At 59.8% G+C, this 16,903-nt stretch carries 12 protein-coding genes; 8 read left to right on the top strand and 4 right to left on the bottom strand.

What is annotated here, in order from left to right:
* Positions 1–186 precede the first annotated feature (186 nt).
* From nirD to cobA, 3 genes are read right to left on the bottom strand one after another with little or no spacing between them, the layout of a single operon-like run.
* The gene (gene nirD / locus FKG94_RS04015; protein ID WP_246124917.1) at positions 187–567 is read right to left on the bottom strand and encodes a nitrite reductase small subunit NirD; all 381 of its coding nucleotides are present in this window, start codon (positions 565–567) and stop codon (positions 187–189) included.
* Positions 568–576: 9 nt separating this feature from the next.
* On the bottom strand, positions 577–3,099 hold the full coding sequence (gene nirB, locus FKG94_RS04020) for a nitrite reductase large subunit NirB (RefSeq protein WP_142902901.1): 2,523 nt from the start codon (positions 3,097–3,099) through the stop codon (positions 577–579).
* Between the two features lie 27 nt (positions 3,100–3,126).
* Positions 3,127–3,960, bottom strand: coding sequence for a uroporphyrinogen-III C-methyltransferase (gene cobA / locus FKG94_RS04025; RefSeq protein WP_142902902.1), 834 nt, complete (start codon positions 3,958–3,960; stop codon positions 3,127–3,129).
* Between the two features lie 559 nt (positions 3,961–4,519).
* Here cobA and FKG94_RS04030 point away from each other — a divergent pair.
* From FKG94_RS04030 to FKG94_RS04065, 8 genes are all read left to right on the top strand, one after another.
* Positions 4,520–6,733, top strand: coding sequence for a molybdopterin oxidoreductase family protein (locus FKG94_RS04030; RefSeq protein WP_142902903.1), 2,214 nt, complete (start codon positions 4,520–4,522; stop codon positions 6,731–6,733).
* A 607-nt stretch (positions 6,734–7,340) separates the two neighbouring features.
* Positions 7,341–9,350 carry a DmsC/YnfH family molybdoenzyme membrane anchor subunit gene (locus FKG94_RS04035; RefSeq protein ID WP_142902904.1) on the top strand — a complete coding sequence of 670 codons (2,010 nt, stop codon included), beginning with the start codon at positions 7,341–7,343 and terminating at the stop codon, positions 9,348–9,350.
* 76 nt (positions 9,351–9,426) lie between these two features.
* Positions 9,427–10,446: a GTP 3',8-cyclase MoaA gene (gene moaA / locus FKG94_RS04040; protein ID WP_142902905.1), complete on the top strand. Its 1,020-nt coding sequence runs from the start codon at positions 9,427–9,429 to the stop codon at positions 10,444–10,446.
* Positions 10,447–10,473: 27 nt separating this feature from the next.
* Entirely contained in the window at positions 10,474–10,995 is a 522-nt protein-coding gene (gene mobB, locus FKG94_RS04045) for a molybdopterin-guanine dinucleotide biosynthesis protein B (RefSeq protein ID WP_142902906.1), read from the top strand.
* Between the two features lie 661 nt (positions 10,996–11,656).
* Positions 11,657–12,157: a molybdenum cofactor biosynthesis protein B gene (gene moaB / locus FKG94_RS04050; RefSeq protein WP_142902907.1), complete on the top strand. Its 501-nt coding sequence runs from the start codon at positions 11,657–11,659 to the stop codon at positions 12,155–12,157.
* A gap of 15 nt (positions 12,158–12,172) precedes the next feature.
* A complete protein-coding gene (locus tag FKG94_RS04055) occupies positions 12,173–13,372 on the top strand; it encodes a molybdopterin molybdotransferase MoeA (protein ID WP_142902908.1) in 1,200 nt (399 codons plus the stop codon).
* A gap of 309 nt (positions 13,373–13,681) precedes the next feature.
* Complete coding sequence (locus FKG94_RS04060; protein ID WP_142902909.1) at positions 13,682–13,975, top strand: DUF1244 domain-containing protein; 294 nt, start codon at positions 13,682–13,684, stop codon at positions 13,973–13,975.
* Between the two features lie 44 nt (positions 13,976–14,019).
* Positions 14,020–14,886 (top strand): MOSC domain-containing protein, encoded by an 867-nt coding sequence (locus tag FKG94_RS04065; protein WP_142902910.1) that lies wholly within the window; start codon positions 14,020–14,022, stop codon positions 14,884–14,886.
* 124 nt (positions 14,887–15,010) lie between these two features.
* On the opposite strand, the gene FKG94_RS04070 is transcribed toward FKG94_RS04065, so the two are convergent.
* Positions 15,011–16,789, bottom strand: a complete 1,779-nt coding sequence (locus FKG94_RS04070) for an SLC13 family permease (RefSeq protein WP_142902911.1) — start codon at positions 16,787–16,789, stop codon at positions 15,011–15,013.
* Between the last annotated feature and the right edge of the window lie 114 nt (positions 16,790–16,903).

Raw genomic sequence — 16,903 nt, forward strand, 5'->3', positions numbered from 1 at the left:
CGAGCAACGACGAGTGGCGCTTTGTCAGGCCCAACCCGAAGGGCCGGGGCTGTATTGCCGCCCAGCGGCGTTATCAGTCGCTCATTTGGTTGTACCAAACCACGCTCCTTCTGCCTTGCTGGGCGGCAATACAGCCCCGGCAGAGCTAACTGAAAGAGGGTTAACAGGCCCGAGTGCAGAGAACAACTAAAAAACGGTTTGCACCTGAATCTCTCCATCGTGTATGCGCACCGGATAAATTTTTAGCCGATGTTCGGCCTGTTCCAGGCAGGCGCCGGTCAGCAGGCTGAAGTGCTGTTTATAAAGCGGTGAGGCGACCACCACTTCATCGTCAATCGACCCCAGGATGCCGCGCGACAGGACATTCGCCCCGCCAATAGGGTCGTAGTTGGATATCGCGTAGACGCTGCGGGAGCGGCTCTCATTAAAAATCGCCACCTGTTCGCCATTTACCAGGGCGCAGACTCCGGTATCCGGTGCCAAATCCGCCGCCCGGCATACACTGACCCATTGATCTCTGGCCGGCGCCGGTTGCTGCCGGCGCTGCCGCATTACTGCTTCGCTCATATTGACTCTCTATAACACGTTTATTGTTTTAATCGACTCTTCTCGATCTGCCGGCCGGCGCTGGCCGCGCTCCTGCACATAGGCGAGCTTGTCGTCGGTGGCACCGGAGTTGATAAAGTGGCTGAAGCGCTTGAGTTTGCGGGGATTGCCGAGTGTGGTTTTCCACTCGCATTGATAGGTACCCACCACCTTGGTCATTTCAGCTTCCAGTTCTTCGCAAATACCGAGTGTGTCGGCAATCACAACCTCGCGCAGGTACTCAAGGCCGCCCTCGAGCTTCTCCAGCCAGACCGATGTACGCTGCAGGCGATCGGCGGTGCGGACATAAAACATCAGCAATCGGTCGATATAGCGCACCAGGGTTTCATCGTCGAGATCGATGGCAAATAAATCCCCGTGCCGCGGCCGCATACCGCCGTTGCCGCAGACATAAAGGTTCCAGCCTCTCTCCGTGGCAATTACCCCGACATCTTTCGACTGGGCCTCGGCACACTCGCGGGTACACCCCGACACCGCCATCTTGAGTTTGTGGGGCGAACGCAAACCCTTGTAGCGGTTTTCAAGCGCAATTGCCATGGCGACGCTGTCCTGCACACCGTAGCGACACCAGGTGCTGCCGACACAGGATTTCACCGTGCGCAGCGCTTTACCGTAGGCGTGACCGGTCTCAAAACCGGCATCGATCAATTTGCCCCAGATCGCGGGCAGCTCGTGCAACTGGGCGCCGAACAGGTCCACCCGCTGCGCGCCGGTAATTTTGGTGTAGAGTTTGTACTCATCGGCCACCTGACCCAGGGCAATCAGTTTCTGTGGCGTGATCTCACCGCCGGGCACACGCGGCACCACCGAGTAGGTGCCGTCTTTCTGCATATTGGCGAGAAAAATATCGTTGGTGTCCTGCAGGCCGATATGATCGTCCGTTAACACATACTCGTTTTCATAAGACGCCAGGATGGATGCCACCGCCGGCTTACAGATATCGCAGCCCAGACCGCTGCCGCACTGATCCAGCAACTGTCCGAACGTGGCCAGTTTTTTCACTCTGACGATATCGGCCAGTTCGCGACGCGAATAGGCGAAGTGTTCGCAGAGATGGTTGTTCACTGCCACCCCCAGACTTGCCAGCTCGCTGTCCATAACCTGTTTGGCCAGTGCCGCACAACCGCCGCAGCCGGTGGAGGCACTGGTTTGCGCCTTGAGTGCGCCCATATCTGCACAGCCGTTTTGCACGGCGCCGCAGATATCGCCTTTGCTGACGTCGAAACAGGAACAGATCTGTGCGGTGGCGGGCAGCGCATCCACACCCTCGGCAGCGACGGCCCCTGGTGATACCGGCAGAATCAGTCCCTCGGGATTGTCCGGCAAGGCCATATCGTTGAGTTTGAGTTGCAGCAAGTTGCCGTAGGCTTCAACATCGCCGACCAGTACCGCCCCCAACAGCCGGCTGCCGTCTGCGGAGACAATCAAGCGCTTGTAAAGCTGTTCGACCTCGTCGATATAGGTATAGCTTTTCGCACCCGGGGTCTGAGCCCGGGCATCGCCGATACTGGCGACGTCGACACCCAACAGCTTCAACTTGGTGCTCATATCCGCACCGGTAAAGCTGGCATCCGCGCCGGCTATATGCGCCGCCGCCACCTTCGCCATCTGGTAGCCGGGCGCTACCAGGCCGAAGATCCGACCGTCCCAGAGCGCGCACTCGCCAATGGCGTAAACCGCGTCTGCGGAAGTCCGGCAGTAATTATCGATAACAATACCACCGCGCTCGCCCACCGCCAGCCCGTGCCGGCGCGCCAGTTCGTCCCGCGGGCGAATACCGGCGGAAAACAAAACCATATCCGTTTCCAGATGGGAACCGTCGGCAAAGTTCATGCGATAGCGGTGGCGGTCGCCGGCGACAATGGCCCGGGTGTTTTTTTCTGTGTGCACCTCGACACCCAGCGCCTCGATCTTGCGGCGCAGCAGTTCGCCGCCATCGGCGTCCAGTTGTACCGCCATCAGGCGCGGTGCAAATTCAACCACATGGGTTTTTAAACCGAGTTCTTTTAACGCGTTGGCCGCTTCCAGACCAAGCAGCCCGCCGCCGACCACAACACCCACCGCGCTGTCCCGGGCCGACGCCGTAATAGCCTCCAGGTCCTCAATGGTGCGGTAGACCAGGCAGTGAGGTCGGTCGGCACCCGCTATCGGCGGCACGAATGGCGACGATCCGGTTGCCAGTACCAGCTTGTCGTAGGTGGCGCGGCGCCCGGCGGTGGTGGTCACCACCCGTGCTTGCACATCGATCTGCTCCACCTTGTCGTCGAGCACATAGTTGACGCCGCTGTTGCGGTAAGTATCCGTATCTGCCAGCGCCAGATCGGCGGCGGTGGAACCGGCAAAGTAGGTACTCAATTGGACCCGGTCATAGGCCAGCCGCGGTTCCTCGGAAAAGGTGGTAATGTCATAGCCGTCGCCCGACTGCAACAACGTCTCGATAAACCGATGCCCCACCATCCCGTTACCGACGACGACAATGCGTTGTTTACTCATATAAACGGCTCCTTCCCCAATCCCTGACTAGGCTGATAATTGTTTTAATACAGTGGCGGAGAAGAGTTCTCCGCCATCGGGTTCACATTGCCCGAACCAATGCAGTTGATCCGCGAGCGCCACGACGTCCCCCACCACGATCAGCGCCGGTGAACGCACAGCCTCGCGCTGTACCAGCGACGCCAGTTCATCCAACCGGCCGCGCACAACGCGCTGCCCCGCGCGACAACCGTTTTCGATCAGCGCCACCGGCACCTGCGCTGACATCCCGGCGTTGCGCAACTGCGTGCTGATCAAGCCGGCCTTGCTGAGACCCATATAAAACACCAGGGTGTGGCCCGCTTGCGCCAGGCTGGTCCAGTTGACCGACAATGCTTTCTCGCCATGTGCCGTCACCAGCGTGCAGCCCTGAGATACACCGCGATGAGTCAGTGGGATGCCCGCATAACTGGTGCAACCGGAAGCGGCAGTAATACCCGGCACCACCTCGACGGCGATACCCGCCTGGCGCAACGCCAACATTTCCTCGCCGCCGCGGCCGAATACAAATGCATCTCCACCTTTCAGCCGGCAGACGTTAAACCCCCGCAGCGCTTTGGCGATCAGCAGCCGATTGAGCCGGTCCTGGGGCACGCTGTGGCAACCTTTGGCTTTGCCGACATAAAGGGCCCGGGTGCGCGGGGGAAACAACGCGCGGATCTCCGCGCTGACCAACCGATCAAACAAAATCAAATCCGCCATTTGAATGCAGCGCAACGCCTTTACCGTCAACAGCTCCGGATCGCCGGGTCCCGCTCCCACCAGAGCGACACGGCCGCGACCGGCGGTGTTGGAGCAGGCGGGTAAAGGGGTCACGCTCATAACGGCTACCTCAATCAAATACGTTCGACTAAAAAAATCTGCTGCAATCGACAACCCCCGCGGGCACCAGGCATAAACAGTTGCCGACAAGGGCTGGTGACAGCAAGGACGGTGCCAGCTTTCCCGCAATCTGAACATTGCTATGAAAATCAACAGGATAAATATAAGAAGCGCCATTAAAGTGCACGCGTCTCGATAAAAAACGCACGCCGTTAACGCACAACCGGGCAACTGAGAACCACATCGGCGCACAAACAATCAAAAACAACAGCTCCGCTATCGCGAAAAAACACCGGCGAGTCTCACCAAAATAGTGCACAAAATATTAACTGTTTGTTTTCAAGACGCTTTTCCGGCTCGGTGGTAAATCGGTTGGGACCTTGGTTTGATTATTGCTGAGGTTTAGGCGCTGGAGAGATTTAGTGATTACCGGAGTTTGCTTACCGGTGACGCTCAACAGACGTTTACCAACAGGTAAAGTTTCACCACTACCGGTGTCGAAACGGGCGCGGTCGCCGCAGCCGCCCCGATCATCGCCACCCATTACACAGGCAACGTTATGCTATTTGGTCGCAACGATCGCAAACCGATCGTCATACCACAAAAAAAAGTCAAACAGTGGAAGTACACCACCTGTAACTATTGCTCGACCGGTTGCGCTATCCAGATCGGCCTCGACGCGGCCGGTCGGGTCGTGACCAGCCGCGGCCACGCCGGAGCGGACGTCAATCGCGGCAAACTCTGTATCAAGGGTATTCTGGAACACGAGCTGTTCGACTCGCCGGGCCGCGGCGCCGAGCCGCTGTGGCGGGACAAACTTCACCAGCCCTGGCAACCGGTCGATTGGGATACCGCGCTGGATCACACCGCCGCGCGCATCAAAGCCATCCAGGCCGAGCACGGCCGCGACAGCTTCGCGGTGGTCTCCACCGGCCAGTTGTTAACCGAAGAATTCTATACCCTGGGCAAACTGGTGCGCGGCTGTATCGGCACCAATAACTACGACGGCAACACCACCTTGTGTATGGCCTCCGCGGTCTCCGGCTACAAGCGTTCGTTCGGTGCCGACGGTCCGCCCGGCTGTTACGACGATTTCGAGCACACCGATTGCCTGATCGCGTTCGGCTCCAACCTGCCGGAACAGCACCCGATCATTTACTGGCGCCTGAAAGAGGCGCGCGAGCGGCGGCGCTTCCCGATGATCGTGGTGGACCCCAGGGTCACCATGCTGGCCCAGTTCGCCGATATTCACCTGCCCATCACCCCGGGCACCGACTGCGTGCTGATCAACGCCATGCTGCATGTAATTTTCGCCGAAGGTCTGGAAGACCGCGCTTACCTGCAGGCCCACACCAATAACCTGCCGCAACTGCAGGCGCTGGTTGCGGAATATGATCCGCAAAGTGCCCAGCACATCTGCGGTATCGACGAGGATATGATTCGCACCGTGGCCCGGCTCTATGCCGGCGCCGGCACGGCCATGAGTATCTGGACCATGGGCATCAACCAGAGCACCCACGGCTCGGACGGGGTCGCCAATATCAATAACCTCAACCTGGTGACCGGCAATATCGGCAAGCCCGGCGGCACCAGTCTGTCGATCACCGGCCAGTGCAACGCCATGGGCACCCGCGAGTGGTCCTCCTGTTCGGGCCTGCCCGGTTACCGCCAACTGGAAAACCCCGAGCACCGCCGCCAGGTCGCCGACTACTGGGGCGTAGACCCGGACTTCTTTCCCGAGCGGCGCGGCCTTACCCAGACCGATATTTTTCCGGCCATCGAAACCGGGGCCATCAAAGGGCTGTGGTTGGTCGCCACCAATCCGCTCACATCGATGCCGAACCAGCCGCGCATTCGCAAGGCGATGGAGAAACTCGATTTCCTGGTGGTGCAGGATGTCTACGAGGATGTTGAAACCAACCAGTATTCACACGTCTATCTGCCGGCTGCGGTGTGGGCGGAAAAAGAAGGCTGTCACACCAACACCGAACGCCGCGTCAATCTGGTTCGCAACGTGGTGCAGCCGTACGGCAATGCCAAACCCGACTTCTGGATCTTCCGGAAGCTGGCCGAGCGCTTTACCGGCAACAGTGGAATCAGCTTTGCCGAAACGCCGGAACAGACCTTCGAGGAAATGAAACAACTGTCGACCGGCGCCGGGCGCACGCTCGATATTTCGGGTATGACTTACGCCAATATCGAAGCGGCCCGCGGCATTCAGTGGCCGTTTACGCAGGCGCATGCGCAGCGTCCAGCTACCGACCCCGACTATTTAAAAGGCGAACCCCGCCTGTATACGGACGGCAGGTTTCAGACTCCGGACGGCAAAGCCAACCTGATCCCGGTGCGTTTCGTCAACAACAACGAATGCCCGGACGACGACTACCCGTTTTGGCTCAACAGCGGCCGCGTGGTGGAGCATTTTCACACCCGCACCCGCACCGGCAAGATCGGCAACTGCAATAAATTCAGCCCGACCCCCTATATGGAAATGAACCCGGACGCCGCCGCCGAGCAGGGCGTGCAACACCAGCAGTACGTGCGCCTGACCTCGCGCCGCGGCGACGCCGTGGTAATGGTGCAACTCACCCACCGGGTGCCGCGCAATATGGTGTTTATCCCGTTTCATTTTTACGACTGTGTGAATCGTTTAACGCTTGGGTTGCTGGACCCGTACTCACGCCAGCCGGCGTTTAAGCAGAGCGCCGTGAGGATTGAAGCGGTGGATCAGCAGGAGGCGGCGCGGATTAATGCTGAGAGGCGGGCTTATTGATTGTGTTTTAAGGGCGGTGGCAACCGATCCGGTTTGACTTGCGGTAAAGCCGCTGGAAACACGGACTGGGCGTCCCCCCGATAAACCCATCCATGGGGGCTTGCCTGCCGCATCCCTGCGGCAGACAGTTTCCAGCGGCTTTACCGCAAGTCAAACCTACCATTGCAGTTTCTAAAGGAGCTTCGGAACTACGGTATTAGGTCTTTGTTCAGTGCAAAGTAGTCGAGACTGTCTGTCGCTGGATGATAGCAGACAATTTCCAGCAAGTTTGCTGCAAGCTAAACCCACCACGGCAGTTTCTAAACTGACTTTAGGACTGCGATGGTAGGTTCTTGTTCGGTGCAGAGTGGTCGAGACTGTCTGTCGCAGGGATGCGACAGGCAAGCCCCCAGGGGTGGAGCGGAAACAGCGAAGTACGGCTTCGCTCCGCGGCACGCCCGAAATCTATGATTTCGGGTTGGACCCGCTTGCGGGGGTTTATCGGGGGGACGCCCGGTCCGTGTCTCGACCACTCTGCACCGAACAAGAACCGGATCGGATAGCACCAACCAGATCAATGCAAAAAGTGAAACCAAAAACCAAACCAAGAGCCGTCGGAACAACACCTATGCTTAAACCAAGCCAAACACTGCACAATCACCTCGAAAAAATCCCCGGCGACGATCTTAACGGCGTAAAAACCTTCGACCCCGTTGTCGACCGCGCCGCCGCCGAACAGAGTACACTCTGGGAAGTACGCACCGAAGAACAACCCTACGCCTTTCTAAGCGATCCCACAGTCGAAGAAAAAAACCGCTATGGACAAAAAATCGATCTGCTCGACCTGAGCGGCCTGCCCGCCGAGCGCTCGCTCTATATCAACGACAACCCCGAGGTCGGTGCCAATCCCAACCGCAATAAGCAGCACGGTTTCTTTTTCACCGCCGACAACTGCATCGGCTGTCACGCCTGTGAAGCGGCCTGCGCCGAGAAAAACGAAACCCCCGCCCACCTCGCCTTTCGCTCGGTGGGCTATGTGGAAGGCGGCAGCTTTCCCGATTACCAGCGCCTGAATATCTCCATGGCCTGCAACCACTGCGACGATCCGGTCTGCCTCAAAGGCTGCCCCACCCGCGCCTATACCAAACACGCCGAATACGGGGCGGTACTGCAGGACCCGGATACCTGTTTCGGCTGCGGTTACTGTACCTGGGTCTGCCCCTATAACGCGCCGCAACTGGACCCCATCGAAGGCCAGGTATCCAAGTGCAATATGTGTGTCGACCGCCTGGAGGTGGGATTAAAACCCGCCTGTGTATCCGCCTGCGTCGGCAATGCGCTGGATTTCGGGGTTATCGAAAATGTACCTCACAACCGCGAACAGGCCGAGGCCTCCATTCCCGGTTTTCCCGACCCGACCATCACCCACCCCAATATCCGTTTCCAGCAGACGCGGGGACTGCCGGACGAGATGAAACGCACCGATAGCGCTCCGGTCAAATACCGCAAGGCGGCATCCGGCCGCTATGAACCGGTGGTGGACAGGAGCAAAGACGCGACGACAGGCGGCTCCACCCGTCACTGGAACCTGGCGCGCTTGAGTTCCCGGGAGAACCCGCTGGTACTGTTCACCCTCGCCACCCAGGCCGCCGTCGGCACCTTTGCGCTGGCGTTTCTGGGGGACCAGTTCGGCATCGAGGCGCTGGTGCGTTTCAATCAAGGCCCGGCCTACGTGCTGCTGGCCACGCTGAGTTGGCTGCTGGCCGCCGGCGGGCTGTTTATGTCGACCCTGCACCTGGGCAAGCCGCTGCGCTTCTATCGCGGCTTCAATAACCTGCGCCACTCGCCGGTTTGTCGCGAAGGTCTGGGCATCGCCTTATTTCTCGGCGCGCTGGCACTGCACATACTGTTTTCACTACCGGCCAACGGCTGGATACAAAGTCTTTACGCCGGCCTTTTCGGCGCCGCCATCAACACGCTGATCGCGCCTGCCACGGCGGCCGCCATTGCCGCTGCCTGGGGCGCGCTCGCCATTGCCGGAGGACTGGCGGGGCTGTACTACATGAACCGCTGCTACCGTATCAAGGCCCGGCCGTTCTGGGATCACTGGCAGGTAGCCAGCAGTTTTTTCGGTACCGCCCTGTCTCTCGGGGCGCTGCTCGGTGGTGCTGTGATGATAGCCGCCCTCGCCCTGGAGGGCGCTGCCTATAGCGAGATTATCCTGCTGGCCGGCACAGTGCTGAGTCTCGGACTGGCCATCGAGGGGCTGGGCCTGCTGGCCCATGCGCGCGCCATGAATGCGGCGCAGCACGAGGGCGCAGCGTCCCACTACGTCCAGCGCACCACTTTCGGCAACACCTATCGGCTGCGCAACCTGCTGCTCGGCACCGGTCTGCTGGCGGCTGTGGCCCTGGTGATCAGCGGCGCCAGCAGTCCCTGGGCGCTGGCGGCCTGGGGGGTACTGGGAGCGGCACTGCTCGCCGCCAGCGCCATCGGCCGCGCCCTCTTCTACGTACTGGTGATCCCGACCACCATGCCCGGCGCTTTCTTCTGGAAAAACAAAGGCTTTGAGGAACACGCCCGCGCAATCGGACTGGCTGCCATGCCCCAGGTCGGTGTAGTGCCCCAGGGTCATTGAAACGAGCGGCGCCGATATCAAAACGGCGGGTTTTCTGGTAACTTTGGTCATCCAAATCCGGTGAGCACAGTTGCCTATGTTGAAAGACGGTTTCGGGTTGAAAGACGGTTTCGGGTTGAAAGACGGTTTCGGGCGCGAAATCACTTACCTGCGGCTGTCGGTTACCGACCGCTGCGATTTCCGCTGCGTTTACTGTATGGCAGAGGAGATGACATTCCTGCCCCGGGCCAAACTCCTGACCCTGGAGGAACTGACCACGGTGGCCGCGGCTTTTGTCGACCTGGGTGTCAAAAAAATACGGGTCACCGGCGGTGAGCCCCTGATCCGGCGCAATATCATGGCGCTGTTCGAGCAGTTGGGACGCCTGCCGGGCCTGGAAGAACTGACGCTCACCACCAACGCTTCACGACTGGCGGACTTGGCCAAACCCCTGCGCGAGGCGGGGGTCAAGCGTATCAATGTCAGTCTCGACAGCCTCAACCCGGCGCGCTTTCGCGAACTTACCCGTCACGGCGACCTGCACCAGGTGCTGCGCGGCATTGAGGCCGCCCGCAGTGCCGGTATCGAACGTATCAAACTCAACAGCGTAGTGTTGAAAAACCGCAATGCCGATGAGGTTGAAGACCTGGTCGCCTTTGCCCTCGGCCACGACCTGGATATCAGTTTTATCGAGGAAATGCCCCTTGGCGCCATCAGCGAACACTGCCGCGACGAGGAATTTGTCAGCAGTGCCGAGCTGCGCCGGCAACTGGCGCAGCGCTACTCCCTGCAACCCCTGGAAGTGGAAACCGCCGGCCCCTCCCGCTATTGGGGTATCGCCGGGCAGCGCTCGCGCATCGGCTTTATCTCACCTCACAGCGAAAACTTTTGCGGCACCTGCAACCGCGTGCGCCTGAGTGCCGAGGGCCGCCTGTTGCTGTGCCTGGGCAACGAACACGCCGCCGACCTGCGCGCTGTGGTGCGCAACCACCCCAATGACGGTGAACGCCTGCGCCGGGCCATTGTCGAGGCCATGACCCTGAAACCCGAACGCCACCATTTCGATCTCGCCGCAGAACCGCAGATAGTGCGTTTTATGAACGCCACGGGTGGCTGAAACCACTCCCAAACAGATAGGCAGAAGATGAAAGTTTTCGGCATTACCGGATGGAAAAACAGCGGTAAAACCACGCTGGTGGCAGACCTGGTGACGCGGTTCAGGCAGCGGGGGCTCAGCGTCTCCACCGTCAAGCACGCCCATCACAATTTTGATATCGACAAGCCCGGCACCGATAGTTACAAACACCGCCAGGCCGGCGCCAAAGAGGTATTGATCAGCTCCGCCAACCGCTGGGCCCTGATGCACGAAACCGTCGGCGACCGCGAACCGGAGCTGGAAGCGCTGCTGGCAAGGTTGTCGCCGGTGGACCTGGTGCTGGTGGAGGGCTTTAAGCGCAGTGATCACCCGAAGCTGCAGGTGATTCGTGCCGGCAACAATACGGAGCCGCTGCCTGCCAGTGCGCAACCGCTGGTGGCGATCGTCAGTGATGGGGATTTGAATCCGTCGGACTACAATTGCAAAGGGCCGTTACTGCCGTTGGAGGATACGCAGAAGATTGCTGATTTTATTCTTGCGTATTCTGGGTTGGAAAAAGAGGTTGTGTAGCGAGGCGGGTGATAAATGGCGCTTGTTTTTGGTGATGGTTGTACTTAACAAGTTCTCGACCGCTGCTAGAAAGAACTTTCAGTATTGGCCCCTGTCCCAGTGGCACGGTGCGGGGACGTAACTTCAGTTGCGTCCCCCTCGAGGGGAACCACTCCCCGTTAACGAGGGCACCTCTCCCGGCGACACGGTGCGGGGACTGAGCGCCTGAATTTTGACCAGGCTTTTTCTGGTCTAAATTCAGGCACTCTGTCCCCCTCGAGGGGAACCACTCCCGGTCAACGAAGGCCTCTTTTCCGGTGGCAAGTGGTGCCATAAAAAAGTGAAGTGGCACCATTCTAAGGGGACGCAACTGAAGTTACGTCCCCGCACCGTGCCACCGGTGGTGGTGCCTTAAGAAAAGGGAGTGGCACCATTCTAGGGGGACGCAACTGAAGTTACGTCCCCGCACCGTGCCACCGGTGGTGGTGCCTTAAGAAAAGGGAGTGGCACCATTCTAAGGGGACGCAACTGAAGTTACGTCCCCGCACCGTGCCGCCGGAGGATCGACCCCGGCTGACACCGTGCCGGCATTGGTTAAGAAATCAGCCAGCACCGTTTTCAAAAATACCTCCCTACTATAGATTGACACCAACATAGACCGACACCAACCAGAGATTCCACAATGAGCAAAGAGTTTACAGCCCTCAACTGCGCCGTGCTGACCGTATCCGATACCCGCACAGAAACCACCGACAAATCCGGCGCCTTACTGGCAGAAGCACTGCAGGAAGCCGGCCACCGGCTGGCGGAAAAACACATCGTCAAAGACGATGTCTACCAGATTCGCGCCGTCGTCTCGCGCTGGATTGCCGACCCTGAAGTACAGGCAATCGTACTGACCGGGGGCACCGGTTTTGCCGGCCGCGACAGTACCCCCGAGGCCGTGGCCCCCCTGTTCGACAAAGAAGTGGTGGGCTTTGGCGAGCTGTTCCGGCATATCTCCATCGAGCAGATCGGCAACGCCACGGTACAATCCCGCGCGCTGGCCGGGCTCGCCAATAAAACCGTGATCTTCGCCCTGCCCGGCTCCACCAATGCCTGCCGCACCGCCTGGGACGGTATTCTGCGCGACCAACTCGACAGCCGCCACCAGCCCTGTAACTTCGTCGAATTACTCGTCTAACCTGAGTTGATGACCATGTTGACCGTTGCCCAAGCCCGGCAAAAAATACTCGCCGCACTGCCGGCACCACTATCGGAAACCGAGACGCTGCCGCTGCAGGAATGCCCCGGCAGAGTACTGGCCGAACCGCAAAACGCCGGCGTCGATGTGCCCCCCGCCGACAACAGCGCCATGGACGGCTACGCCGTCGACACCGCCAGCCTCACGGCCGGCGAGGAGACCTGGCTGCCGGTGTCGCAGCGCCTGCCCGCCGGCATCGCCCCGCAACCGCTACAGCCACACACCGCGGCGCGGATTTTTACCGGCGCGGAAATTCCCCCCAATGCCAACGCCGTGGTTATGCAGGAAAAATGCGAAACCGACGGCGAGCAGGTGCGACTGCCGGCGGATGTCGCGCCGCAACAGAACATTCGCCTCCGCGGCCAGGACATCCACAGCGGGCAACAAATCCTGGCCGCGGGCCAGTTGCTGCAGCCCCAGGATATCGGTCTGCTGGCATCGGTAGGTATCGCCGAAGTCAACGTGTTGCGCCGCCTGCGCATCGCGGTTATCTCAACCGGCGACGAGTTGGTCAACCCGGGCCAGCCCCTGGCGCCGGGGCAGATCTACAATTCCAACCGTTTCCAGCTCAGCGCCCTGCTGCAAAAACTGAATATGCAAACCGTCGATCTCGGCAATATCGCCGACGATCCGGCCTCCACCCGGGCGGCGCTGATTGCCGCAGCGGCACAGGCCGACTGCATTCTCACCACCGGGGGCGTATCCGTCGGCGAGGAAGACTATGTCAAACAGGCGGTGGCGGACCTGGGCCGGCTCGAGCTGTGGCGGCTGGCGCTGAAACCGGGCAAGCCCCTGGCGTTCGGCGACGTGCAGGGCACACCGGTGTTCGGGCTGCCGGGCAATCCGGTATCGACGTTTGTGACATTTATGATTTTCGTGCGCCCCTACCTTTTGCAAATGCAGGGACTGGACTACCAGGAGCCCCGGCCCGAACAACGGCGGATCAACTTCGCGGTAACAAAAGCCAGTTTTCGCCAGGAGTACAAACGGGTGCGCATCAACGACGCCGGCACCCTGGACGCCTACGCCAATCAAAGCTCCGGCGTACTGTCTTCCATTGCCTGGGCCAACGCCTTTGCCGTAATTCCCCCCGACACCACCCTGGCACCGGGAGATGAGGTCGCCACCTTGCCTTTTGCCAGCCTGTTTTTATAGGGTGAGTATGATAGATTTGTCTTTGACATCAATGACACTTACCTTTAGCGAAGAAGTGCTAATTGACCGGTCTGCCTCTGGATGGGGCTTTCAGAAACACGGACTAGGCGTCCCCTCGATAAACCCCTCCCTGGGGACTTCCCGACAGCATCCCTGCTGTCGAGAGTTTCTGAAAGCCCCATCCAGAGGCAGACCTACCCTCGGTATTCTTAACCAAGATCGGTAAAGATAGCGTGAAGGTCGTTAAATTGTGCAAATCTTCTTGAGAAAGTGCCATTTATCCCTGACACCACGTTTTCGAGAACCACTATGGACCAGCAAACCCGCACCGAACTTGAAGCCGCCACCTTCCGCCGCCTGCTCCAGCACCTGGATCAGCGCAAGGACCTGCAAAATATCGACCTGATGAACCTGGCGGGCTTTTGCCGCAACTGCCTCGGCAAGTGGTATCAGGCCGCAGCGGCGGAACAAGGGCTCGAACTCGACCGCGACCAGGCCCGCGAGATCATTTACGGCATGCCCTACGAACAGTGGAAAGCCAAGTATCAAACGCCGGCAACACCGGAAAAGCTACAACAGTTCGAACACAACAAGCCGGAATAAAACCCGCGCCTCGATAACAACCCGACACAGAAAAGGCCCAGCAGGTGAGTGACACAGTAACCGTAACCGGTTTATACATTTACCCCGTCAAATCGCTCCGCGGCATAGCGGTAAACCACCACCGCCTGCTACCCACCGGCCTGGAATTCGATCGCCGGTGGATGCTGGTAATGCCCAACGGCCGCTTTGTAACCCAGCGGCAGATGCCCAAAATGGCCACCATCACCACCGAGTTAACCGATGAATCTCTGGTGCTCAGCGCCGCCGGCCACGGCTCCATAAAAATTTCCAAAGACGCCGCTGAAAATGAGGATATTTGCGATGTCACCATCTGGCGCGATGACTGTGAGGCCACAGAGGCAGGCGCAGAGGTATCGGCCTGGCTGACCGCAGCGCTCGAGAGTCCGAAACCCCTGCGCCTGGTGCGGTTGCGCCCCGACTTCAGCCGCCCCCAGTCAAAACCGGAATTGATGGGGCCGGCCACCACGACCCACTTTGCCGACGCCGCACCCTATCTGGTGGTCAACCAGGCATCGATCGACCAACTCAACCGGGAGCTGCTGGACAGGGGCCTGGCACAGGTCGACCACCGCCGCTTTCGCCCCAATATCCTGGTGACCGGCCCGGCGCCGTTCGCCGAACACAGCAGCGCCGGCCTGTCCGAGATCGACGGCCGCTACCGGCTCAAACACTGCTATCCCTGCGAACGCTGCATCATGACCACCATCGACCAGGATCACGGCACCCGCGACCCCGATATGCAGCCGTTTAAAACGCTGATCGCGCTAAACGAAATGCCGGGCAACCCCCAGGCGCCGGCGTTCGGTGAGAACACCACCTTGACCGAAGGCAGCGGTAACCGTATTGCACTCGGCGATCGGCTGCACATAGTGCCGGCGGCGGCCGGCTAAACTGGATAGTGCGTCCATGTCCAATGGCATTACCTTAGGCGTATTTACATCGGTTTATCGGTCACCGCTTCATTCACATCGGCTTCGATTAAGCGTACTGAGGGGAGGTCTGGCTCCGGCCGTGTCAAAAAGGCCAGACCAACGGCACCAGCAGCACGGTTACCACACCCACCGCCACCGTCAACGGCAAGCCGATTTTTAAAAAATCCACAAACCGGTAACCGCCCGGGCCGTAGACCATCAGGTTGGTTTGATAACCGATAGGCGTGGCGAAACAGGCGGAGGCGGCCACCATCAGGGTGACCGCAAACGGTGTGACATCGACCCCCAGTTGTTGGGCCGCCGACAGCGCCACCGGAAACAACAGCACTGCCGCTGCCAGATTGGAAATGATCGCAGAAAAACCCGCCGTCAATGTAAACAACAACGCCAGCGTCAGCCAGGGCGAAGCGCCGCCCAGGCCGATCAGGGACTGGGCGATCGTCTGCGCCGCGCCGGTCTTCTGCAAAGCGCCCCCGAGCGCGATGGCGGCGGCGATTACCAGCAAGACCTGCCAGTCGATACTGCGCCTGGCCGCCTGTACCCCCAGGCAGCGTCCCACGATCATGGCGCCGGCGGCCAGGATCGCCGCCTCGAACATGGTGGTCAGGCCGGCGGCGACGGCGGCGACCATGGCCAACATAATCGCCGCCGCCAGCAGGCGCCTCCTGTGGCGCAGCGGCTCTGAGTTTTCTATGCGGCTGACCAGTAAAAAATCTCTCGAGTAGCTCTGCTGGTCCACAAATTCCTCGTGGCACTCCAGCAACAGCGTATCGCCGGGTCGCAGGACCATATCGCCGATCCGGGATTTTATGCGCTCGCCGCCCCGCGCCATGGCGATAATCACTGCACCGTAATGCTTGCGAAAACCCATATCGCGGACGGTTTTCCCCAGTCCCGGAAAGTTGGGTGACACCACCACTTCCACCAGGCAGCGTGAGTACTCGCTTTCCGACAGTTTGAAAACCTGGTCTTCAGAGACGCGCAACCCGTGAATATTTTTCAGGTCGACCACCGACCGCACATCGCCGGCAAACACCAGGTGATCGCCGGCCACCAGTTTTTCGGTGGGCGCCACGGCGGTCATCAAGTGGCCGTCGCGCTCAACTTCAATCAGAAACACACCGGGCAACTGCCGCAGTCCGGCCTTTTCTATCGACAGCCCCTCGAGCGGGCTGTCTTCCTCCACCTCCATCTCGAGAATATACTGGCGCGCATCTTCAAACCGGCTCCCCTGCAGCTCCGTGCGATTCGGCAACAACCAGCGACTGGCGATGACGACAAAGACCATTACCACGAGTACGCAGGGAATACCGACCCAGGCCAAATCAAACATCGACAACCCCGGACCCGTCGTGGCCTCGATCAGCATACCGTTGACCACCAGGTTGGTGCTGCTGCCCACCAGCGTGCAGGTACCGCCTACCACCGCGGCGTAACTGAGTGGAATCATCAACTGCGACACGGAGAAGCCGATGCGTTTGGCCCAGTTCTCCACCGCCGGCACCATCATCGCCACCACCGGTGTATTGTTCAGCACCGTGCTGAGGGCCGCCACCGGCGCCATCAGTCGCAACTGGGCACCGGCCACCGAGCCGGGCCGCCCCAGCAGCGTCTGGGCAATCCAGCCCACCACGCCGGTATCCACCAGCCCCCGCGCCACGATAAACAGGACGCCGACGGTCGCCATGCCTTCGTTGGCCAGACCGGCCAGCGCTTCGGGTGCGGTGATCACGCCGAGCAACAACAACAGGGCAACGCCGCCCACCAGCACCAGATCGGCCGGGAGTCGCGAAAAAACCAACAGGGAAAAACACAGGGCAATAGTGGCGAACGTCAGCCAGGCGTCGGGGCTAAACATCATAGGGGCTTGAAGCTTTATCTGCAGTTGGCGACGATCATAGCAAACCCTGACCAAAAATAGTGCCGTCCCCTTGGTCAAGTTCACACTAAGCGTTAAAATGCACGCCCCGACAGG

This window comes from Exilibacterium tricleocarpae (assembly GCF_007004655.1).
GTDB lineage: Bacteria > Pseudomonadota > Gammaproteobacteria > Pseudomonadales > Cellvibrionaceae > Exilibacterium > Exilibacterium tricleocarpae.

What these genes read in the sequence shown, in the direction of transcription:
- FKG94_RS04035 (WP_142902904.1), top strand. Translation starts at nt 7,341, where the DNA reads ATGCTTAAACCAAGCCAAACACTGCACAATCACCTCGAAAAAATCCCC.
- FKG94_RS04060 (WP_142902909.1), top strand. Translation starts at nt 13,682, where the DNA reads ATGGACCAGCAAACCCGCACCGAACTTGAAGCCGCCACCTTCCGCCGC.
- cobA (WP_142902902.1), bottom strand. Translation starts at nt 3,960, where the DNA reads ATGAGCGTGACCCCTTTACCCGCCTGCTCCAACACCGCCGGTCGCGGC.
- moaA (WP_142902905.1), top strand. Translation starts at nt 9,427, where the DNA reads ATGTTGAAAGACGGTTTCGGGTTGAAAGACGGTTTCGGGTTGAAAGAC.
- nirD (WP_246124917.1), bottom strand. Translation starts at nt 567, where the DNA reads ATGAGCGAAGCAGTAATGCGGCAGCGCCGGCAGCAACCGGCGCCGGCC.
- FKG94_RS04070 (WP_142902911.1), bottom strand. Translation starts at nt 16,789, where the DNA reads ATGATGTTTAGCCCCGACGCCTGGCTGACGTTCGCCACTATTGCCCTG.
- FKG94_RS04055 (WP_142902908.1), top strand. Translation starts at nt 12,173, where the DNA reads ATGTTGACCGTTGCCCAAGCCCGGCAAAAAATACTCGCCGCACTGCCG.
- mobB (WP_142902906.1), top strand. Translation starts at nt 10,474, where the DNA reads ATGAAAGTTTTCGGCATTACCGGATGGAAAAACAGCGGTAAAACCACG.
- nirB (WP_142902901.1), bottom strand. Translation starts at nt 3,099, where the DNA reads ATGAGTAAACAACGCATTGTCGTCGTCGGTAACGGGATGGTGGGGCAT.
- FKG94_RS04030 (WP_142902903.1), top strand. Translation starts at nt 4,520, where the DNA reads ATGCTATTTGGTCGCAACGATCGCAAACCGATCGTCATACCACAAAAA.
- moaB (WP_142902907.1), top strand. Translation starts at nt 11,657, where the DNA reads ATGAGCAAAGAGTTTACAGCCCTCAACTGCGCCGTGCTGACCGTATCC.